This is a genomic window from Arthrobacter sp. SO3 (assembly GCF_020532825.1).
Taxonomy (GTDB): Bacteria; Actinomycetota; Actinomycetes; order Actinomycetales; family Micrococcaceae; genus Arthrobacter.
The window spans coordinates 1-15,660 of the sequence record NZ_MQTS01000127.1; the positions used below are offsets into that span (position 1 = coordinate 1).

A 15,660-nucleotide genomic window follows, 5' to 3' on the forward strand; every position below is an offset into this window, starting at 1 on the left:
GGCCGGGGCGGGCGGGACCCGGACACGGTCTCCGACAAGGGTGGACATTAGGCCGCTGCTTCCGTGGGTTGGAGGACCGACAGGATGCTGTCACGGTCGATCTGCCCGGTGATCCGCCCGGCATCCTCCACCAGGACGGGGCAGGAGGAGTGCATGACCGCCGCGATGGCATCCCGGATGATCATCCGGGAACTGAGGACCGGCGCGTCTGCCGGCGTTCCGGCCGCCACGGGCCCGGTGATCCACTTCAGCGTCAGGACGTCCGCGCGTGGCACTTCGGACACAAAGTCCTCAATGTATTTATCCGCGGGTGACCCCACCAGTTCGTCTCCCGTGCCGCACTGGACCTTCTCGCCGTTGCGCATGATCAGGATGCGGTCGCCGAGCTTGAGCGCCTCGGAGAGGTCGTGGGTCACAAAGACCATGGTCTTGCCCATTTCCTTGTGCAGCCGGATGACTTCCGCCTGCATGTCGCGGCGGATGAGTGGATCCAGGGCGGAGAACGGTTCGTCGAAGAGGATGGTGTCCGGATCGCCGGCCAGGGCCCGGCCCAGGCCGACGCGCTGCTGCATCCCGCCGGACAGCTGGTCCGGGTAGTGCTGTTCGTAGCCTTTCAGGCCAACCAGCTCGATGATCTCCCGGGCTCTGGCGTAGCGTTCGTTTTTGGCCGCCCCGCGGATCTGCAGGCCGTAGGAGACGTTGTCCAGCACGGTGCGGTGCGGGAGGAGGCCGAAGTGCTGGAACACCATGGACATTTTCCGGCGGCGCAGTTCGCGCAGCTCCGCGATGCCTGCCTGCAGGACGTCCTTGCCGTCCACCAGGACCTGCCCGGAGGTGGGTTCGATCAGCCGGGTCAGGCAGCGGATCAGGGTGGATTTGCCGGATCCGGAAAGTCCCATGACCACGAAGACCTCGCCTTTGGCGACGTCGAAACTCAGGTCGCGGACCGCGGCCACGCAGCCGGTGCGTTCCAGCAGCTCCGCGGAGTTGAGGGCCGAGAGTTCGGGGTTGTCGGGGATCTTGTCACCCCCCGGTCCGAAGACCTTCCATAGCTTGCGCACTGAGATGTCGGGACTGTTCATTGCTGTACTCCTGCCTGTGGAGGCTCGAACCAGTGGCTGGGCTTGGGATTGATGTTTTGCCAGATGTGTTTGGTTTCGCGGTACTCCGCGAGGCCCTGGAGCCCCAGCTCGCGGCCGTTTCCTGACTTGCCGAATCCGCCCCACTCGGCCTGGGGGACGTAAGGGTGGTAGTCGTTGATCCACACGGTGCCGTGCCGGAGGGCCCCGGCCACACGCTGGGCGCGGGAACCGTCAGTTGTCCAGACGGCGCCGGCCAGCCCGTAGGCGGTGTCGTTGGCCAGTCTGATGGCTTCCTGCTCGGTGCTGAAGGTCTCCACGGTCAGGACCGGCCCGAACGACTCCTCCTGGACGGCGTTCATGGAGGTGTGGCAACCGTCCAGGATGGTGGGAGGGTAGTAGCTGCCGGTTGCCAGCGCGCCGGTGTCCGGGATATAGCCGCCGCACAGCAGCGTGGCTCCTTCCGCGATGCCGGCCTGGACGTGGGCGTGGACCTTGTCGCGGTGCGCGGCGGAGATGAGCGGGCCGGTCTCCGCGCGCGCGTCGAAGGGGCCGCCAAGCCGGATGGCCTGGGCGCGCCGCACCAGTTCGGCCACGAACCCGTCGTGGATCGATTCCTCGATGATGAGCCGCGTACCGGCCGAGCACACCTGCCCCGAGTGCAGGAACACCGCGGTGAGGGCGTTGTCCAGTGCCGACTCGCGGTCGGCATCAGCGAAGACGATGTTGGGATTCTTCCCGCCCAGTTCCAGGGCGACCCGCTTTACCGTGTCAGCCGCGGTCTTCATGATGCCGATCCCGGTGGCCAGGCCGCCGGTAAAGGAGACCAGGTCAACGTCCGGGCTTTCGCTCAGGACGGCGCCGACCTCGGGGCCGGTGCCGGTGACGAGGTTGGCGACGCCGGGCGGCAGTCCGGCCTCCAGGAGCGTGTCCATCAGCAGGATGGACGTGGAGGGAGTCAGTTCGCTGGGTTTCAGGACGAAGGTGTTGCCGGCCAGCAGGGCCGGGGCCACCTTCCATGAGGCCTGCAGGAGGGGGTAGTTCCATGGCGTGATGAGCCCGCAGACCCCTACCGGGGCGTGCACCACGCGGCTGATGGAACCGGGGTTGCCGGTGTCGATCACGCGGCCGGCGTCCGTCCCGGCGATGCCGCCGTAGTACCTAAAGCAGGCGGCGATATCGTCGATGTCGTATTCCGCTTCGACGTAGCGCTTGCCCGTGTCGAGGGCTTCGGCCCGGGCATACAGTGCCTTGTCGCGTTCCAGCAGTTCGGCGGTACGGAGCAGGACCTGGCCGCGGTCCTTCTCGCTGGTTGCGGGCCACGCTCCGGCGTCGAACGCGCGGCGGGCGCTGGCGACTGCTTCCCCGGCGTCGGCGGCCGTGCATTCGGCAACCTCGGCGACCTGTTCGCCGTCCGCCGGGCAGTTGATGACCCGGGTCTTTCCGGCGGCCGGTTCACGCCACCGGCCGTCCACGAAGAGGCCCCGCAGCGGTGCGGCATCGGGGCCTGTCACGGTCCCAACGCCGGTCCCGGCCAGCTGGACGCCCTGGACGCAGCTCATGCGCGGCCCGCGCTGGGCGCGGCCTCGGGAGTTGATGCAGGTGCGTGCCGGTAGAAGTCGGCGTGCTGGGGTGCCAGCGGTGTGCGGTCCAGGATGAGGTCCGCTGCCTTTTCGGCGAGCATGATCACCGGCGCGTAGATGTTGCCGTTGGTCACGTAGGGCATCGCGGAGGCATCGGCCACGCGGAGCCCCGAGGTCCCGTGCACCTTCATGGTGAGCGGATCCACCACTGCCAGGGGGTCAGCGGCCGGGCCCATCTTGGCGGTGCAGGAGGGGTGGAGCGCCGTCTCGGCGTCCCGGGCCACCCAGTCGAGGATCTCCTCGTCCGTCTGGACCGACGGGCCAGGCGAGAGTTCGCCGCCGCTGTAGGGCGCGAGGGCCGGCTGGGCAAGGATGTCGCGGGTGACCCGGATGGCCTCGACCCATTCGCGCCGGTCCTGGTCCGTGGAGAGGTAGTTGAACTGCAGGGACGGGTGCTTGGCCGGGTCCGTGGAGGTGATTTTCAGGCTGCCTCTGGTGTCGGAGTACATGGGGCCGACGTGGACCTGGTACCCGTGTTTGGCGTCGGCTTTTTGGCCGTCGTAGCGGACAGCCACCGGCAGGAAGTGGAACATCAGGTTGGGGTAGGCGACGTCATCGTTGGAACGGACGAATCCGCCCCCTTCGAAGTGGTTGGTGGCGGCCGGTCCCTTGCGGCCCAGGAGCCATTGGAGCCCGATCAGCGGGTAGCGCCAGAGGCTGAGGCTCGGCTGCATGGACACGGGCTGCTTGCAGGAGTGCTGGACATAGACCTCGAGGTGGTCCTGCAGGTTTGCGCCCACCCCGGGCAGGTCCACCACGGGCCTGATGCCGAGCGAGGACAGGTGCGCCGAATCACCGACGCCGGAGAGTTGCAGCAGCTGGGGCGTATTGATGGCCCCGCCGCACAGCACCACTTCCTTGGCGGTGACGGTGTGCCGCCGCCCGTTCCGGCGGTAGCTGACCCCGGTTGCCGTTGTGCCCTCAAAATTGACCTTGGAAACGAGCGCCCGGGTGCGCACGGTCAGGTTCTTGCGGCCCTTGTTGGGGCGGAGGTAGGCGCGGGACGCGGACAACCGCTGGCCCTTGTGGACATTGCGGTCGAACGGGCCGAAGCCCTCCTGCCGGTACCCGTTGACGTCGTCGGTGCGCTGGTGCCCTGCTTCCTCGGCGGCCCGGAAGAAGGCCTGGAACAGGGGGTTGCGGGCCGGCCCGCGCTCCAGCACCAGGGGGCCGTCATGGCCGCGGAGTTCATCGTCCGGCGCTGCGGCGAGCGCGGTTTCCATGCGCTTGAAGTAGGGCAGGCAGTGGGCGAAGTCCCAGGTTTCCATGCCGGCGTCGGCTCCCCAGCGTTCGTAGTCCATCGGGTTGCCGCGCTGGAAGATCATCCCGTTGATGGAGCTGGAGCCGCCCAGCACCTTGCCGCGGGCGTGCGCGATCCTGCGGCCGTGCATGCGCGGTTCGGGGTCCGACTGGTACTGCCAGTCGTAGAACCGGTTGCCGCTGGGGAACGTCAGTGCCGCCGGCATCTGGATGAAAAGGTCCCACGGGTAGTCGCTGCGGCCTGCTTCAAGGACCAGCACGGTGTGCGTTCCGTCCGCGCTCAGCCTGTCGGCGAGGACCGATCCGGCGCTTCCGCCGCCGACAATCACGTAGTCGTAGCTCTCGTTCGTCATGGGGTGAATCTCCTTGGGGCGTGGTGTCGGTGTCGTGGTGGGAGGCCCAGACGGGCCCGGGTCAGCCGCGCAGGCGTTCCATGCCCGGGTCCACTAGCGGCTCTGCTGCGATGGTGGCGGCGATCCGGGTGCCGAAGTATTCGATTTCCACGGCATCGCCTTCGGCGGCGTCGGCTGGGAGCCAGGCATAGGCGATCGGGCGCTGCACCGTGTAGCCGTAGGCGGCACTGGTCACGTAGCCGGCGGCTTCGCCTTTGAAATACACGGGTTCCTTGCCCAGCACCACGGAGGTGCCGTCGTCGACCGTCAGGCAGCGCAATTGCTTGGACGTGGGCGTTGCCCGACGCCGGGCGAGCGCATCGGCGCCCACGAAAGACTCCTTGGTCTTAGCGATCGAAAAGCCCAGGCCCGCCTGGTACGGCTCATGTTCGGGCGTCATGTCGGTCCCCCAGAGCCGGTATCCCTTTTCCAGACGGAGGCTGTTGAAGGCGCCGCGGCCGGCGGCGATGATGCCCTGCTCCTGGCCGGCCTCGAAGAGGAGGTCCCAGAGCCTCAGTCCGTGTTCGGCGGTGGTGTACAGCTCCCAGCCCAGCTCCCCCACATAGGACAGGCGCATGGCCGTCACGGGGATGCCGCCGATCCGCACCTGCTTGGTGCGGAAGTACCGCAACCCGTCATTGCTGAAATCATCGGTACTGACCTTGGCGATGACTTCCCGTGCCTGCGGACCCCAGAGTCCGATGCAGCAGGTCGAGCCCGTGATGTCGCGGACCTGCACCCACTGGCTGGCGTCCGCGGCGGTCTGGTTCCGGGCTTCGCGGGTGAAGTAGTCGAGGTCGATGTTGCCGTTGGCGCCGACCTGGAACGTGGTCTCGGTGAGCCGTGCGATCGTGATGTCACTGCGGATGCCGGCGTCGTCGTTCAGCAGCAGGCAGTAGGTGACGGCGCCGGGCTTCTTATCGATCTGTCCGGCGCTGAGCCGCTGCAGCAGGGCGAGGGCGCCCGGTCCGCTGATTTCGAGCCGCTTGAGTGCAGTCATGTCGTAAAGTGCAACGGCGGTACGCGTCTTCCACGCCTCGGCCGCGGATATGGGGGAGCTGAACATGGCCGCCCAGGGTCCGCGTTCCGTCGCCCGCCATTCGGACGGCATCTCCTCCAACAGGTCCCGGTTCGCCTCGAACCAGTGCGGGCGTTCCCAGCCGCCGGCCTCGAGGAAGAACGCGCCGAGGTCTTTCTGACGGCAGTTGAACGGGCTGACGCGCAGGTCCCGGGGGGATTTACGCGGCTGCAGGGGGTGCAGGATGTCGTAGATTTCGGCGAAGTTCTGCTGGGAGGTTTCGCTGACGTAGCTCTCGGCGGTCTGGACAGCCTCGAACCGGGTGACCTCGCATTCGTGGAGCGGGGTGCGGGACTGGCCCTCGATCAACAGTTCGGCGACCGCGCGGGCCACACCCGCGGAGTGCGTCACCCAGACCGCTTCCGCGACGTAGAAGCCGTCAAGCTCCGGCGCCTGCCCGATCAACGGCCCGCCGTCCGGGGTGAAGGAGAAGATGCCGTTGAAGCCGTCGGCGATCTCCGCACCACGGAGGGCCGGCAGCAGTTGGCGGCTGTCCTCCCAGCAGGGCAGGAAATCCTTCGCGGTGAATTCGAGCCGGGACGGCATCCGGTGCTCGGACATCTGCCCCGGAGCCACCTCGGGCAGCGTGGCCAGGTCCACCGGCATGGGCCGGTGGGCGTAGGATCCGATTCCGATCCGGTCTCCGTGCTCGCGGAAGTAGAGGTCCTTGTCCTGATGGCGGAGGATGGGCATGCGCGCGCCATTGGAGGGATCCAGCGGATTGGTGCCGAAGTTTGTGCCCACGAGTTCCGGTACCGTGGTGGTCTTGACGTACTGGTGGGCGAGCGGCAGCAGCGGAACGGCCATGCCGGCCATCGCGCCGATCCTGGGACCCCAGAAGCCGGCGCAGGACACCACGATGTCGGCCGGGACCACGCCGTCGGGAGTGTGCACGCCGGTGACCTTTCCGCCGGCCTGCTCGATCCCGGTCACCGGGGTTGATCCGATGAACGTGACACCGGCTGCCGTGGCCTTGCGGATCAGCAGCTGGACCGCGCGGGCTGCCGAGGCGAGGCCGTCGGAGGGGACGTAAAGTCCGCCCAGCACCATCTCCGGGTTCAGCAGCGGGTAATGCTTGGTGCACTCGTCGGGGTCGATGATGCGGCCTTCGATGCCCCACGAGCTTGCGTAGCCGAGCTTGCGTTTGAGGTCTTCAAGCCGCTCCGGGGTGGTGGCGATCTCCAGTCCGCCCACCTGGTTGAAGCACGCGACACCCTCGTCGCTCAGGGAGAGGAGCTTGTCCACCGTATAGGCGGCGAACTGCGTCATTGTCCTGGACGGGTTGGTCTGGAACACCAGGCCGGGGGCGTGGGACGTGGAGCCGCCGGCGAGGCCGAGCGGTCCCTGCTCCAGCACGGTGACGCTGGTCCAGCCTCGGGTGGCCAGTTCGTCCGCCAGATTCGCACCGACTATGCCGGCACCGATGATAACGACGCGGGGTGTAGCGCTCATACGGGAGCTCCTGTTCGTGACTTGCTGTGTGCGTGGACGGTGCCCGCTCGGGGCGCCGCGGTGTGGCTCTAGCGGAAGACGACGGTCCGGCAGCCGTTGAGGAGGACGCGGTGCTGGCAGTGCCATTTCACCGCTCGGGACAGGGCTATCGCTTCGGCGTCGCGCCCGGCCGTCACCAGGGATTCCGGGTCAACGCTGTGGTCCACCCGGAAAACTTCCTGCTCGATGATCGGCCCCTCGTCGAGGTCGCCGGTGACGTAGTGGGCCGTGGCCCCGACCAGCTTGACGCCGCGCTCGTAGGCCTGGTGGTAGGGCTTGGCGCCCTTGAACCCGGGGAGGAAAGAATGGTGGATGTTGATGGCCCGGCCGTTGAGTTTCCCGCAGAGGTCGTCGGAGAGTACCTGCATATACCGTGCCAGGACCACGACGTCCGCATCGTAGTCGTCGACGAGTTCCAGCAGCCGGGACTCCGCCTGGGTTTTGGTGGATGCGGTTACCGGCACGTGGATGAAGGGAAGTCCTGCGGCTTCCGCCATCAGGCGCAGGTCCTCGTGGTTGGAGACGACAGCGGCGATCTCCGCTCCCAGGCTCCCGGCGCGCCAGCGGAAAATCAGGTCATTGAGGCAGTGGCCGAACTTGGAGACCATCACCAGGATGCGCTGCGGTCGGTCGTCGTGGAAGGTGTAGGACATACCGAATTCACCGGCGATTTCCGCGAAGTCGGCGGACAGGGAACCGGCCGTGCTGTCCGGATCAACGCTGCTGGCGTCGCCTGCGCCGGCCAGGGTTCCGGTGAAGGCGGTGCGCAGAAAGAGGGTGTTACTCACGTGGTCGTCAAACTGTTGGTGTTCGGCGATGTCGAAACCACGCATCGCGAGGAAGCTGGACACCGCATGGACGATTCCACTGCGTTCGGGACAGGCCACGGTGAGGACGAACGGCGTCGCCTGCTGCCCGGATGCTGCCCGGTGCTGGCCGGCGGGGGCCGCGGAACGCGGCCGTTCCTGCAGCTCGTTGCTTAGTTGAAGGGTCAAAACTTCACCTCTCGGCTTGTAACGGGGTACTGCCTGATAGTGCCTAGATGTGACCGTTGATGCTCAGGCCCGGTGGAAGGTTGGGCGCCTCGCTGGACTCCTCAACCATGATCTGGCCGTCCACCACGGAGACCTTGTGGACCCGCACAGGCAGCTTGGCCGGCGGCGAGTCCACTTCACCGGTGCGGAGATTGAACTTGGAAGCATGAAGGGGACACTCCACCTCGCAGCCGTCCACCCAGCCGTCCGCGAGGGACGCATCCTGGTGCGTGCAGGTGTCGTCCAGGGCGAACAACTCGCCATCCTCCGTGTGGAAGACGGCGATCGGGGGGGACGTGTCGAGACGGACGGCGTCTCCCGGGGCCAGTGCTGCGAGTGGGCAGGCGATGTGCATCTGATAAACCTCTTTCGCGGTTGACGGGCTCAGCCTGGTCGGCAGGTTGTGCCATCATCAACGCCGATCACAATACGCAACAGAGTGATCCACGCCACTCCCCCTTGTCAAGGGGCTGCCTGCAGACGGGGCGGGCCCTTGACACTCCCCGCGGCATGCGCCACGCTGTCTCGCATACAGAGAGTTGTTGCGTTATGCGCAATTTGTTGCACTTATGTAACGGGAAGGCAGCCATGCAGACACTGGCAATAGTGGGGGCATCCCTGGCGGGAATCTCGGCCGCCCGTTCCGCCCGCGCCCAGGGCTTCGCCGGAAGGCTGGTCATTATCGGGGACGAGGCGCACCGGCCCTATGACCGGCCGCCGCTGTCCAAGGATTTCCTGGCGGGAAAAATCACCCCTGGACACCTCCTGCTGGAGAATGCGGGTGAAGCCGCAGACCCGCTGCAGGCCGAGTGGCTGCTGGGCCGGGCTGCACGCAGCCTGGATGCCGCTACCCGCAGGGTCACCCTCGACGACGGCTCCGTAATAGAGGCCGACGGTGTCGTCATCGCCACCGGAGCATCCGCCCGGACCTTGCCGGAACTTGCCGGTCTGGCAAATGTCTTTACCCTGCGCACCCTGGAGGACGCACAGGACCTCGCACCCGAACTGGTGCCCGGAACCAGACTCGTCATCGTAGGCGCCGGGTTTATCGGGGCCGAGGTGGCCTCCACCGCCCGCGCCCTTGGGGTTGAAGTCACGGTCGTCTGCACGGGCACCGTCCCGCTCAGCCGCCCGCTGGGTGCGGAGATGGCGGCCACCCTGGCTGCGTTACATGGAATTAACGGGGTGGAGCTGATTTGTGACGCCACCGTTGAGTCCTATTACAGCGGCGAGGGAGTGGTCAGCGGGCTGCGGCTGGCGAATGGCCGGTACCTGCCTGCGGACGTCGTCCTGGTGGCCATCGGCGCCGTGCCCAACACGGCCTGGCTTGCCGGCTCCGGGATCGAACTCGGCGACGGCGTCCTGTGCGATCCGATGGGCCGGACCAATGTTCCGGGCGTGGTGGCCGTCGGCGACTGCGCCGCCTGGCTGGACGAAGAGTCCGGGAGGCACGGCCGCGTGGAGCACTGGAGCTGCGCCACGGAGCGCCCGTCGCTCGCCGTGACCGCGCTACTGGATCCCGGAGCCGCCCGCCAGCCTCTGAACCTGCCGTATTTCTGGTCCGACCAGTACAACGTCAGGATCCAGTTCGCCGGTCATGCCCGTGACACGGATCGGGTGTCCATCGAGGCCGGAGACCCCGCAGCGCACAGCTTCCTGGCCGTCTACTACCGTGGCAGCGATCCGGTAGCCGTCCTTGGTGCCAACCAGCCGCGCCTCTTCAACAAGTGGAAGCGGCAGCTCAACGCCGCACGATCGGCGGACACCCCGGCCGCCGCGGGCCACGCCGGCCCGGCCAGCGTTGCCGCAGCAGGCGCTGACCCAGCCAGCGCCAACCCAACCAGCCCGGCCCCCAACGGCGCGGCCCCCAAATGCACCGCCCGGCCTGTACTGGCAGTATCCACCAGTTTCGCCTGACCCCACCGACCACCACACCCCCGACGTCAGTCACCGCAGAGGAGTAACGAATGACCACCGAAGTCTTCACGCCCAGCCTGATCCCCACTCTCCCGGGCCAGGCCTACGTCAGCGAAGAGATCTTCCGCGCCGAGCAGGAGCGCATTTTCGAGCAGATGTGGTTCTGCGCAGTGCGGTCCGCCGACCTGGACAAGCCCGGGGCCTGGCGGACGGCGCAGGTGGGCCGCGAGAGTGTGCTGGTCAGCCGAACCCGCAAAGGCGGCATCCGCGCCTTCTACAACGTGTGCCGGCACCGGGGCGTCAAGCTGTGCATGGAGGAGCAGGGTGAAGCTGCGCGCTCATTCCAGTGCCCGTACCACGCCTGGACCTACGACTTCGAAGGCAAGCTCATTGCGGCCCCCAACCTGACCAAGATGCCGGATATCGACCGGGACGAGTACGGGCTGGTGAAGGTCCACACCCGCGAGTACCTCGGGTATGTCTGGGTCTGCCTGGCCGACGAGCCGCCGTCGTTCGAAGAGGACGTCATGGGTGCCATCGAGGAACGCCTCGGGGACCTGCAGGCGGTGGAGGACTATGACATCGCCAACCTGAGCCTGGGCCGCCGCATCAGGTACGACGTGAAGGCCAACTGGAAGCTCATCATCGAGAACTTCATGGAGTGCTACCACTGCGCCACCATCCACCCCGAGCTCACGGAGGTGCTGCCGGAATTCGCCGACGGCCTTGCCGCCCAGTACTTTGTAGGCCACGGCGCCGAATTCGGTGAGGACATCAAAGGCTTTACCATCGACGGCTCCGAAGGGATGGACCGGATTCCCGGCGTGGGCGAGGACCAGGACCGGCGCTACTACGCCGTGACGATCAAGCCCACGGTCTTCGTCAACCTGGTTCCGGATCACGTGATCATCCACCGCATGTTCCCCATGGCCGCGGACCACACGATCGTTGAATGCGACTGGCTCTACCTTCCCAGCGTCGTGGAAAGCGGAAAGGATGTCAGCGCCTCGGTTGAGCTCTTCCACCGCGTCAACGAGCAGGACTTCGACGCCTGCGAGCGCTGCCAGCCGGCCATGGGCTCAAAGGTCTATGCCAAGGGCGGGGTGCTGGTCCCCAGCGAGCACCACATCGGCGCCTTCCACGACTGGGTCCAGGCCCGGGTGGGCGACGTCACCCCCGGCCACTGAGCCCTGCCCCAGCTGACGGAGCCCGTCGAAACCCTGGTTTCGGCGGGCTCCGTCTCTTCTACCGCCGGGTGTAGCCCATGTTCTTACTGATCTGGAGCCCGGCCTGCTTCAGTGCTTCCGGGAGCCCCGGCGTCTTGTCCGGATCAAAACGGAAGGCCGGCCCGGAGATGCTCACGGCGCCGATCACTGTTCCCATATGGTTGTACACCGGCACGGCAATGGCATTGAGCCCGATCTCGAACTCTTCGCGAATGACACAGTAGCCCTCACGGGAAATGTCGAGGAGCTGGTTCTCCAGCTTGCTCCGGCTGGTTACGGTGCGCGGGGTCCGGGCAGGCAGACCCGCCTCCTTCAGGATCCGGTCCCGCTCATCCGCGGAGAGTGCCGCCAGCAGGACCTTTCCGCTGGAGGTTGCGTGCAGCGGGGTCAGGCTGCCCACCCAGTCGTAGGTGGCGAGCGTCGAGGGCCCCATGGCCTGGTCCACGTTGACTGCATAGTTGGATCGCAGCACTGCGAGGTTCACCGTTTCCTTGAAGTCCTCGGCCAGGCTTTCCAGGACGGGCCGGGCCTCGCGGACAAGGCTTAGCCTCCCGGGGACGGAGCTTGCCAGCCGCAGAATGCCGAAGCCCAGCTGGTACTTTCCCCGTTCACTGTTCTGGTGGACGATATCCCTGCTCACCAGCGAGCCGAGCAGCCGGGACACGGTGGACTTGTGGATGCCCATCTCGTCGGCTATTTCGCTCACCCCTGCCTGGCCGTCACGGGCCAGGATCTCCAGCACGGCAAGTGCCCGGTCCACAGACTGGACGCCGCCATGCTGCCCGCCGTCAGGCCCAGTATCAGATTCAGGGTCAGTGTTGGAAGCCATGCTTCATACTAACGAGTAGTTTCGGCGGCTAGAGCACACTGCGGACGGCCTGCTCAAAGCTTCGGACGTGCTCCACCGCGAGATGGCCGGCGCTTTCCGCGTCGCCGTCCGCAATGGCCTCCAGCAGTTTCACGTGCTCGGTAACGTGCCCTTCCACTGAGGGAAGTTTGTCGAGCACCAGGCACCAGATGCGCGTTGCCAGGTTGTCGTAGCGGATCAGGGTGTCTTCCAGGTGGGGATTGCCCGCGGCGCGGTAGATCAGCCGGTGCACGGTGAGGTCGTAGCGCATGAGCTCGCGCTTGTCGCGCGGCTTGGTGTCGATGCCGGAGATTGTCCGGGCCACCTCCCGGAGCTCCGCGCGCATGTCTGCGCTGGCGTTGCTCGCGGCGCGGCGGGCAGCCAGCGGTTCCAGCAGCTCGCGGATATCCGAGACATCTGCCAGTTCGGTGATGTCAACGATGGTGGCGAACGTTCCCCGGCGGGGGTACGAGACAACCAGGTGGTCAACTTCCAGGCGCTTGATGGCCTCCCGAACCGGAGTCCGGCCCACCCCGAGCTCCGCGGCCAGCTGGCCGTCGTTGATCGGGGCGCCGGGCTTGATCTCAAGCATGATCAGCTTGTCCCGCAGTCGACGGTAGGCCGCCTCGGCCAGGGAGATCTCCCCCTCCTCAGGTGCCGGCATGAGGTGTGCTGCACTCAACGGATATCCCCTTCCCCAGCGGGCCGGCCGGCCGTCGTGGCCGCGAACCTATTGACTCTGCTGTGAGTTCCATCATACCATTGTTCACACACTGATATATCAATTAGTCAGAAGTAGTATTTCAAAGGAGCAGTCGAATGGTTGGGCAGCTGAATCACCGGTTATCAGAAGTGGACATCGAAGTGGCGGAAGCCGTGGACAGGGAGCTCCTGCGCCAGCAGTCCACCCTCGAGATGATCGCCTCAGAGAATTTCGCCCCTGCCTCGGTCATGGAGGCGCAGGGCTCGGTCCTGACGAACAAGTACGCCGAGGGCTACCCGGGCAAGCGCTACTACGGCGGTTGCGAGCACGTTGACGTGATCGAACAGTTGGCCATCGACCGGGTCAAGGCCCTGTTCGGCGCGGAAGCCGCCAACGTGCAGCCCCATTCGGGCGCGCAGGCCAACGCCGCGGCCATGTTTGCCCTGCTGGAACCGGGCGACACGATCATGGGCCTCTCGCTGGCTCACGGCGGACACCTCACCCACGGCATGCGGATCAACTTCTCCGGCAAGCTCTACAACGTGGTCCCGTACCACGTGAGCGAGCACAGCCACCTGGTGGACATGGCCGAAGTCGAGGCCCTGGCCCTCGAGCACCGCCCCAAAATGATCGTCGCCGGCTGGTCGGCCTACTCCCGGCAGCTGGATTTCGCGGAGTTCCGCCGGATCGCCGACCTCGTGGGCGCCTACCTCATGGTGGACATGGCGCACTTCGCCGGCCTCGTCGCCGCCGGGCTGCACCCGAACCCGGTGCCCTACGCCGACGTCGTCACCACCACCACGCACAAGACCCTCGGCGGCCCGCGCGGCGGGGTGATCCTGAGCAAGGAGGAGTATGCACGCAAGATCAACAGCGCCGTCTTCCCCGGCCAGCAGGGCGGCCCGCTGGAACACGTGATCGCGGCCAAGGCCGTTGCCTTCAAGATCGCGGCGTCGGCCGCGTTCAAGGAACGCCAGGAACGCACCCTCGAAGGTGCCCGGCTCCTCGCGGACCGGCTCCTGAAGGATGACGTGGCCGCCGCCGGGATCTCGGTGGTCAACGGCGGCACGGATGTCCACCTGGTTCTGGTGGACCTCCGGCACTCGGAGCTGGACGGACAGCAGGCCGAAGACCGGCTGCACCAGATCGGCATCACCGTCAACCGCAACGCCGTCCCCTTTGACCCCCGCCCTCCCATGGTCTCCTCCGGGCTCCGGATCGGCACCCCCGCCCTGGCCACACGCGGCTTCGGCTCCCACGAATTCACGGAGGTGGCGGACATCATCGCCTCCGCCCTCACTTCACCGGCAACAGAGAACAAACTCAGCGACGAAACCGCCGCCAGCCTCCGCCGCCGTGTCAGCGCCCTGGCGGGAAAGTTCCCGCTTTACCCCCACCTTGGCGGGACGACGGCGGCCCCCGCGCTTGAAGCAGAACTGATTGGAGCAGCACAATGAGCACGGAACAGCTTCCGGAGCACCCGGAATTCCTCTGGCGCAACCCGGAGCCCAAGTCCTCCTACGACGCCGTGATTGTGGGCGGCGGCGGCCACGGCCTCGCCACGGCCTACTACCTGGCCAAGAACCACGGGATGACCAACATCGCCATCCTGGAAAAGGGCTGGCTCGCCGGCGGCAACATGGCCCGGAACACCACGATCATCCGCTCCAACTACCTCTGGGACGAAAGCGCAGCGATCTACGAGCACGCCCTGAAGCTGTGGGAGATCCTGCCCGAGGAACTCGAGTACGACTTCCTGTTCAGCCAGCGCGGCGTGATGAACCTGGCCCACACCCTGGGCGACGTCCGTGAAAGCATGCGCCGCGTCGGGGCCAACAAGCTCAACGGCGTCGACGCCGAGTGGCTGGACCCGCAGCAGGTCAAGGAACTCTGCCCCATCCTGAACATCAACGACAACATCCGCTACCCCGTCATGGGTGCGACGTACCAGCCCCGCGCCGGCATCGCCAAGCACGACCACGTCGCCTGGGCGTTCGCCCGCAAATGCGATGAGCTGGGCGTGGACATCATCCAGAACTGCGAAGTCACCGGCTTCCTCAAGGACGGGAACCGCGTCGTCGGCGTCAAGACCAACCGCGGCACGATCCACACCGAAAAGGTCGGCCTCTGCGCGGCCGGACACAGCTCGGTCCTCGCGGAAATGGCCGGCTTCCGGCTGCCCATCCAGTCCCACCCGCTCCAGGCCCTGGTGTCCGAACTCCACGAGCCCGTCCACCCCACGGTGGTCATGTCCAACCACGTCCACGTCTACGTCTCCCAGGCCCACAAGGGCGAACTGGTGATGGGCGCCGGCGTCGACTCGTACAACGGCTACGGCCAGCGCGGATCCTTCCACGTGATCGAGCACCAGATGGCAGCCGCCGTCGAGCTCTTCCCGATCTTCGCCCGGGCCCACGTGCTCCGGACCTGGGGCGGGATCGTGGACACCACCCTGGATGCCTCCCCCATCGTCGGCACCACCCCGGTGGAGAACATGTTCGTCAACTGCGGCTGGGGAACCGGCGGGTTCAAGGGCACCCCGGCTGCCGGAATGACCTTCGCGCACACCATCGCAACCGGAACACCCCACGCCCTCAACAAACCCTTTGCCCTCGAGCGCTTCGAAACCGGCGCCCTGATCGACGAACACGGCGCCGCCGCCGTGGCCCACTAGAAAGAGGTAAGGACATGCTCCTGATTCCCTGCCCCAACTGCGGCCCCCGGGACGAGACCGAATTCCACTACGGCGGCCAGGCCCACATCGCCTACCCCGAAAACCCGGCGGAACTCACCGACCGGGAATGGGCCGAGTACCTGTTCTACCGCGACAACACCAAGGGCGCCTTCGCCGAGCGCTGGCTGCACAGCACCAGCTGCCGCCAGTGGTTCAACATGCTCCGCGACACCGTCACCTACGACATCCAGGCCGTGTACCCGATGGGCCAGCTTCGCCCCGCCACCGGACCCACAGCCCCCACCGTCACCACCCC

The 15,660-nt window shown here is 66.6% G+C and carries 13 protein-coding genes; 5 read left to right on the forward strand and 8 right to left on the reverse strand.

Annotated elements, in window-relative coordinates; all coding sequences use genetic code 11:
- Positions 1–47: 47 nt before the first annotated feature.
- The 6 genes from BJQ90_RS12605 to BJQ90_RS12630 all read right to left on the reverse strand — a co-directional run bounded on the left by BJQ90_RS12605 (position 48) and on the right by BJQ90_RS12630 (position 8,332).
- Positions 48–1,082 carry a quaternary amine ABC transporter ATP-binding protein gene (locus tag BJQ90_RS12605; RefSeq protein ID WP_226760596.1) on the reverse strand — a complete coding sequence of 345 codons (1,035 nt, stop codon included), beginning with the start codon at positions 1,080–1,082 and terminating at the stop codon, positions 48–50.
- The gene (locus tag BJQ90_RS12610) at positions 1,079–2,569 is read right to left on the reverse strand and encodes an aldehyde dehydrogenase family protein (protein WP_319004632.1); all 1,491 of its coding nucleotides are present in this window, start codon (positions 2,567–2,569) and stop codon (positions 1,079–1,081) included. Before BJQ90_RS12610 ends, BJQ90_RS12605 begins: the two co-directional genes overlap by 4 nt.
- Before the next feature lie 68 nt (positions 2,570–2,637).
- Positions 2,638–4,335, reverse strand: coding sequence for a choline dehydrogenase (gene betA / locus BJQ90_RS12615; RefSeq protein ID WP_226760598.1), 1,698 nt, complete (start codon positions 4,333–4,335; stop codon positions 2,638–2,640).
- A gap of 61 nt (positions 4,336–4,396) precedes the next feature.
- Positions 4,397–6,904, reverse strand: a complete 2,508-nt coding sequence (locus BJQ90_RS12620) for a GcvT family protein (RefSeq protein WP_226760599.1) — start codon at positions 6,902–6,904, stop codon at positions 4,397–4,399.
- Positions 6,905–6,972: 68 nt separating this feature from the next.
- Positions 6,973–7,914, reverse strand: a complete 942-nt coding sequence (purU, locus tag BJQ90_RS12625) for a formyltetrahydrofolate deformylase (RefSeq protein ID WP_226760607.1) — start codon at positions 7,912–7,914, stop codon at positions 6,973–6,975.
- Between the two features lie 67 nt (positions 7,915–7,981).
- A complete protein-coding gene (locus tag BJQ90_RS12630) occupies positions 7,982–8,332 on the reverse strand; it encodes a bifunctional 3-phenylpropionate/cinnamic acid dioxygenase ferredoxin subunit (protein ID WP_226760600.1) in 351 nt (116 codons plus the stop codon).
- A 233-nt stretch (positions 8,333–8,565) separates the two neighbouring features.
- Here BJQ90_RS12630 and BJQ90_RS12635 point away from each other — a divergent pair, with 233 nt between their 5' ends.
- On the forward strand, positions 8,566–9,894 hold the full coding sequence (locus BJQ90_RS12635; RefSeq protein WP_226760601.1) for an NAD(P)/FAD-dependent oxidoreductase: 1,329 nt from the start codon (positions 8,566–8,568) through the stop codon (positions 9,892–9,894).
- A gap of 50 nt (positions 9,895–9,944) precedes the next feature.
- Positions 9,945–11,081 carry an aromatic ring-hydroxylating oxygenase subunit alpha gene (locus BJQ90_RS12640; RefSeq protein ID WP_226760602.1) on the forward strand — a complete coding sequence of 379 codons (1,137 nt, stop codon included), beginning with the start codon at positions 9,945–9,947 and terminating at the stop codon, positions 11,079–11,081.
- A gap of 58 nt (positions 11,082–11,139) precedes the next feature.
- Here BJQ90_RS12640 and BJQ90_RS12645 read toward each other — a convergent pair whose 3' ends face one another.
- Both BJQ90_RS12645 and BJQ90_RS12650 read right to left on the reverse strand, forming a co-directional pair.
- The gene (locus tag BJQ90_RS12645) at positions 11,140–11,949 is read right to left on the reverse strand and encodes an IclR family transcriptional regulator (RefSeq protein ID WP_226760603.1); all 810 of its coding nucleotides are present in this window, start codon (positions 11,947–11,949) and stop codon (positions 11,140–11,142) included.
- Positions 11,950–11,977: 28 nt separating this feature from the next.
- A complete protein-coding gene (locus tag BJQ90_RS12650) occupies positions 11,978–12,631 on the reverse strand; it encodes a GntR family transcriptional regulator (RefSeq protein ID WP_226760608.1) in 654 nt (217 codons plus the stop codon).
- A 155-nt stretch (positions 12,632–12,786) separates the two neighbouring features.
- Between BJQ90_RS12650 and glyA the strand changes: the two genes are divergently transcribed.
- The 3 genes from glyA to BJQ90_RS12665 all read left to right on the forward strand — a co-directional run.
- Positions 12,787–14,127, forward strand: a complete 1,341-nt coding sequence (glyA, locus tag BJQ90_RS12655; RefSeq protein WP_226760604.1) for a serine hydroxymethyltransferase — start codon at positions 12,787–12,789, stop codon at positions 14,125–14,127.
- Complete coding sequence (locus tag BJQ90_RS12660; RefSeq protein ID WP_226760605.1) at positions 14,124–15,344, forward strand: sarcosine oxidase subunit beta family protein; 1,221 nt, start codon at positions 14,124–14,126, stop codon at positions 15,342–15,344. The genes glyA and BJQ90_RS12660 overlap by 4 nt, the downstream gene beginning before the upstream one ends.
- Before the next feature lie 14 nt (positions 15,345–15,358).
- Positions 15,359–15,660 (forward strand): sarcosine oxidase subunit delta (locus BJQ90_RS12665; RefSeq protein ID WP_226760606.1); only part of this gene is annotated, 302 nt, incomplete at its 3' end.

Excerpts from the sequence above, each read along its gene's own strand:
- betA (WP_226760598.1), bottom strand. The coding sequence starts at position 4,335 with ATGACGAACGAGAGCTACGACTACGTGATTGTCGGCGGCGGAAGCGCC.
- BJQ90_RS12650 (WP_226760608.1), bottom strand. The coding sequence starts at position 12,631 with ATGCCGGCACCTGAGGAGGGGGAGATCTCCCTGGCCGAGGCGGCCTAC.
- BJQ90_RS12640 (WP_226760602.1), top strand. The coding sequence starts at position 9,945 with ATGACCACCGAAGTCTTCACGCCCAGCCTGATCCCCACTCTCCCGGGC.
- BJQ90_RS12630 (WP_226760600.1), bottom strand. The coding sequence starts at position 8,332 with ATGCACATCGCCTGCCCACTCGCAGCACTGGCCCCGGGAGACGCCGTC.
- BJQ90_RS12635 (WP_226760601.1), top strand. The coding sequence starts at position 8,566 with ATGCAGACACTGGCAATAGTGGGGGCATCCCTGGCGGGAATCTCGGCC.
- BJQ90_RS12645 (WP_226760603.1), bottom strand. The coding sequence starts at position 11,949 with ATGGCTTCCAACACTGACCCTGAATCTGATACTGGGCCTGACGGCGGG.
- BJQ90_RS12605 (WP_226760596.1), bottom strand. The coding sequence starts at position 1,082 with ATGAACAGTCCCGACATCTCAGTGCGCAAGCTATGGAAGGTCTTCGGA.
- BJQ90_RS12620 (WP_226760599.1), bottom strand. The coding sequence starts at position 6,904 with ATGAGCGCTACACCCCGCGTCGTTATCATCGGTGCCGGCATAGTCGGT.
- glyA (WP_226760604.1), top strand. The coding sequence starts at position 12,787 with ATGGTTGGGCAGCTGAATCACCGGTTATCAGAAGTGGACATCGAAGTG.
- BJQ90_RS12660 (WP_226760605.1), top strand. The coding sequence starts at position 14,124 with ATGAGCACGGAACAGCTTCCGGAGCACCCGGAATTCCTCTGGCGCAAC.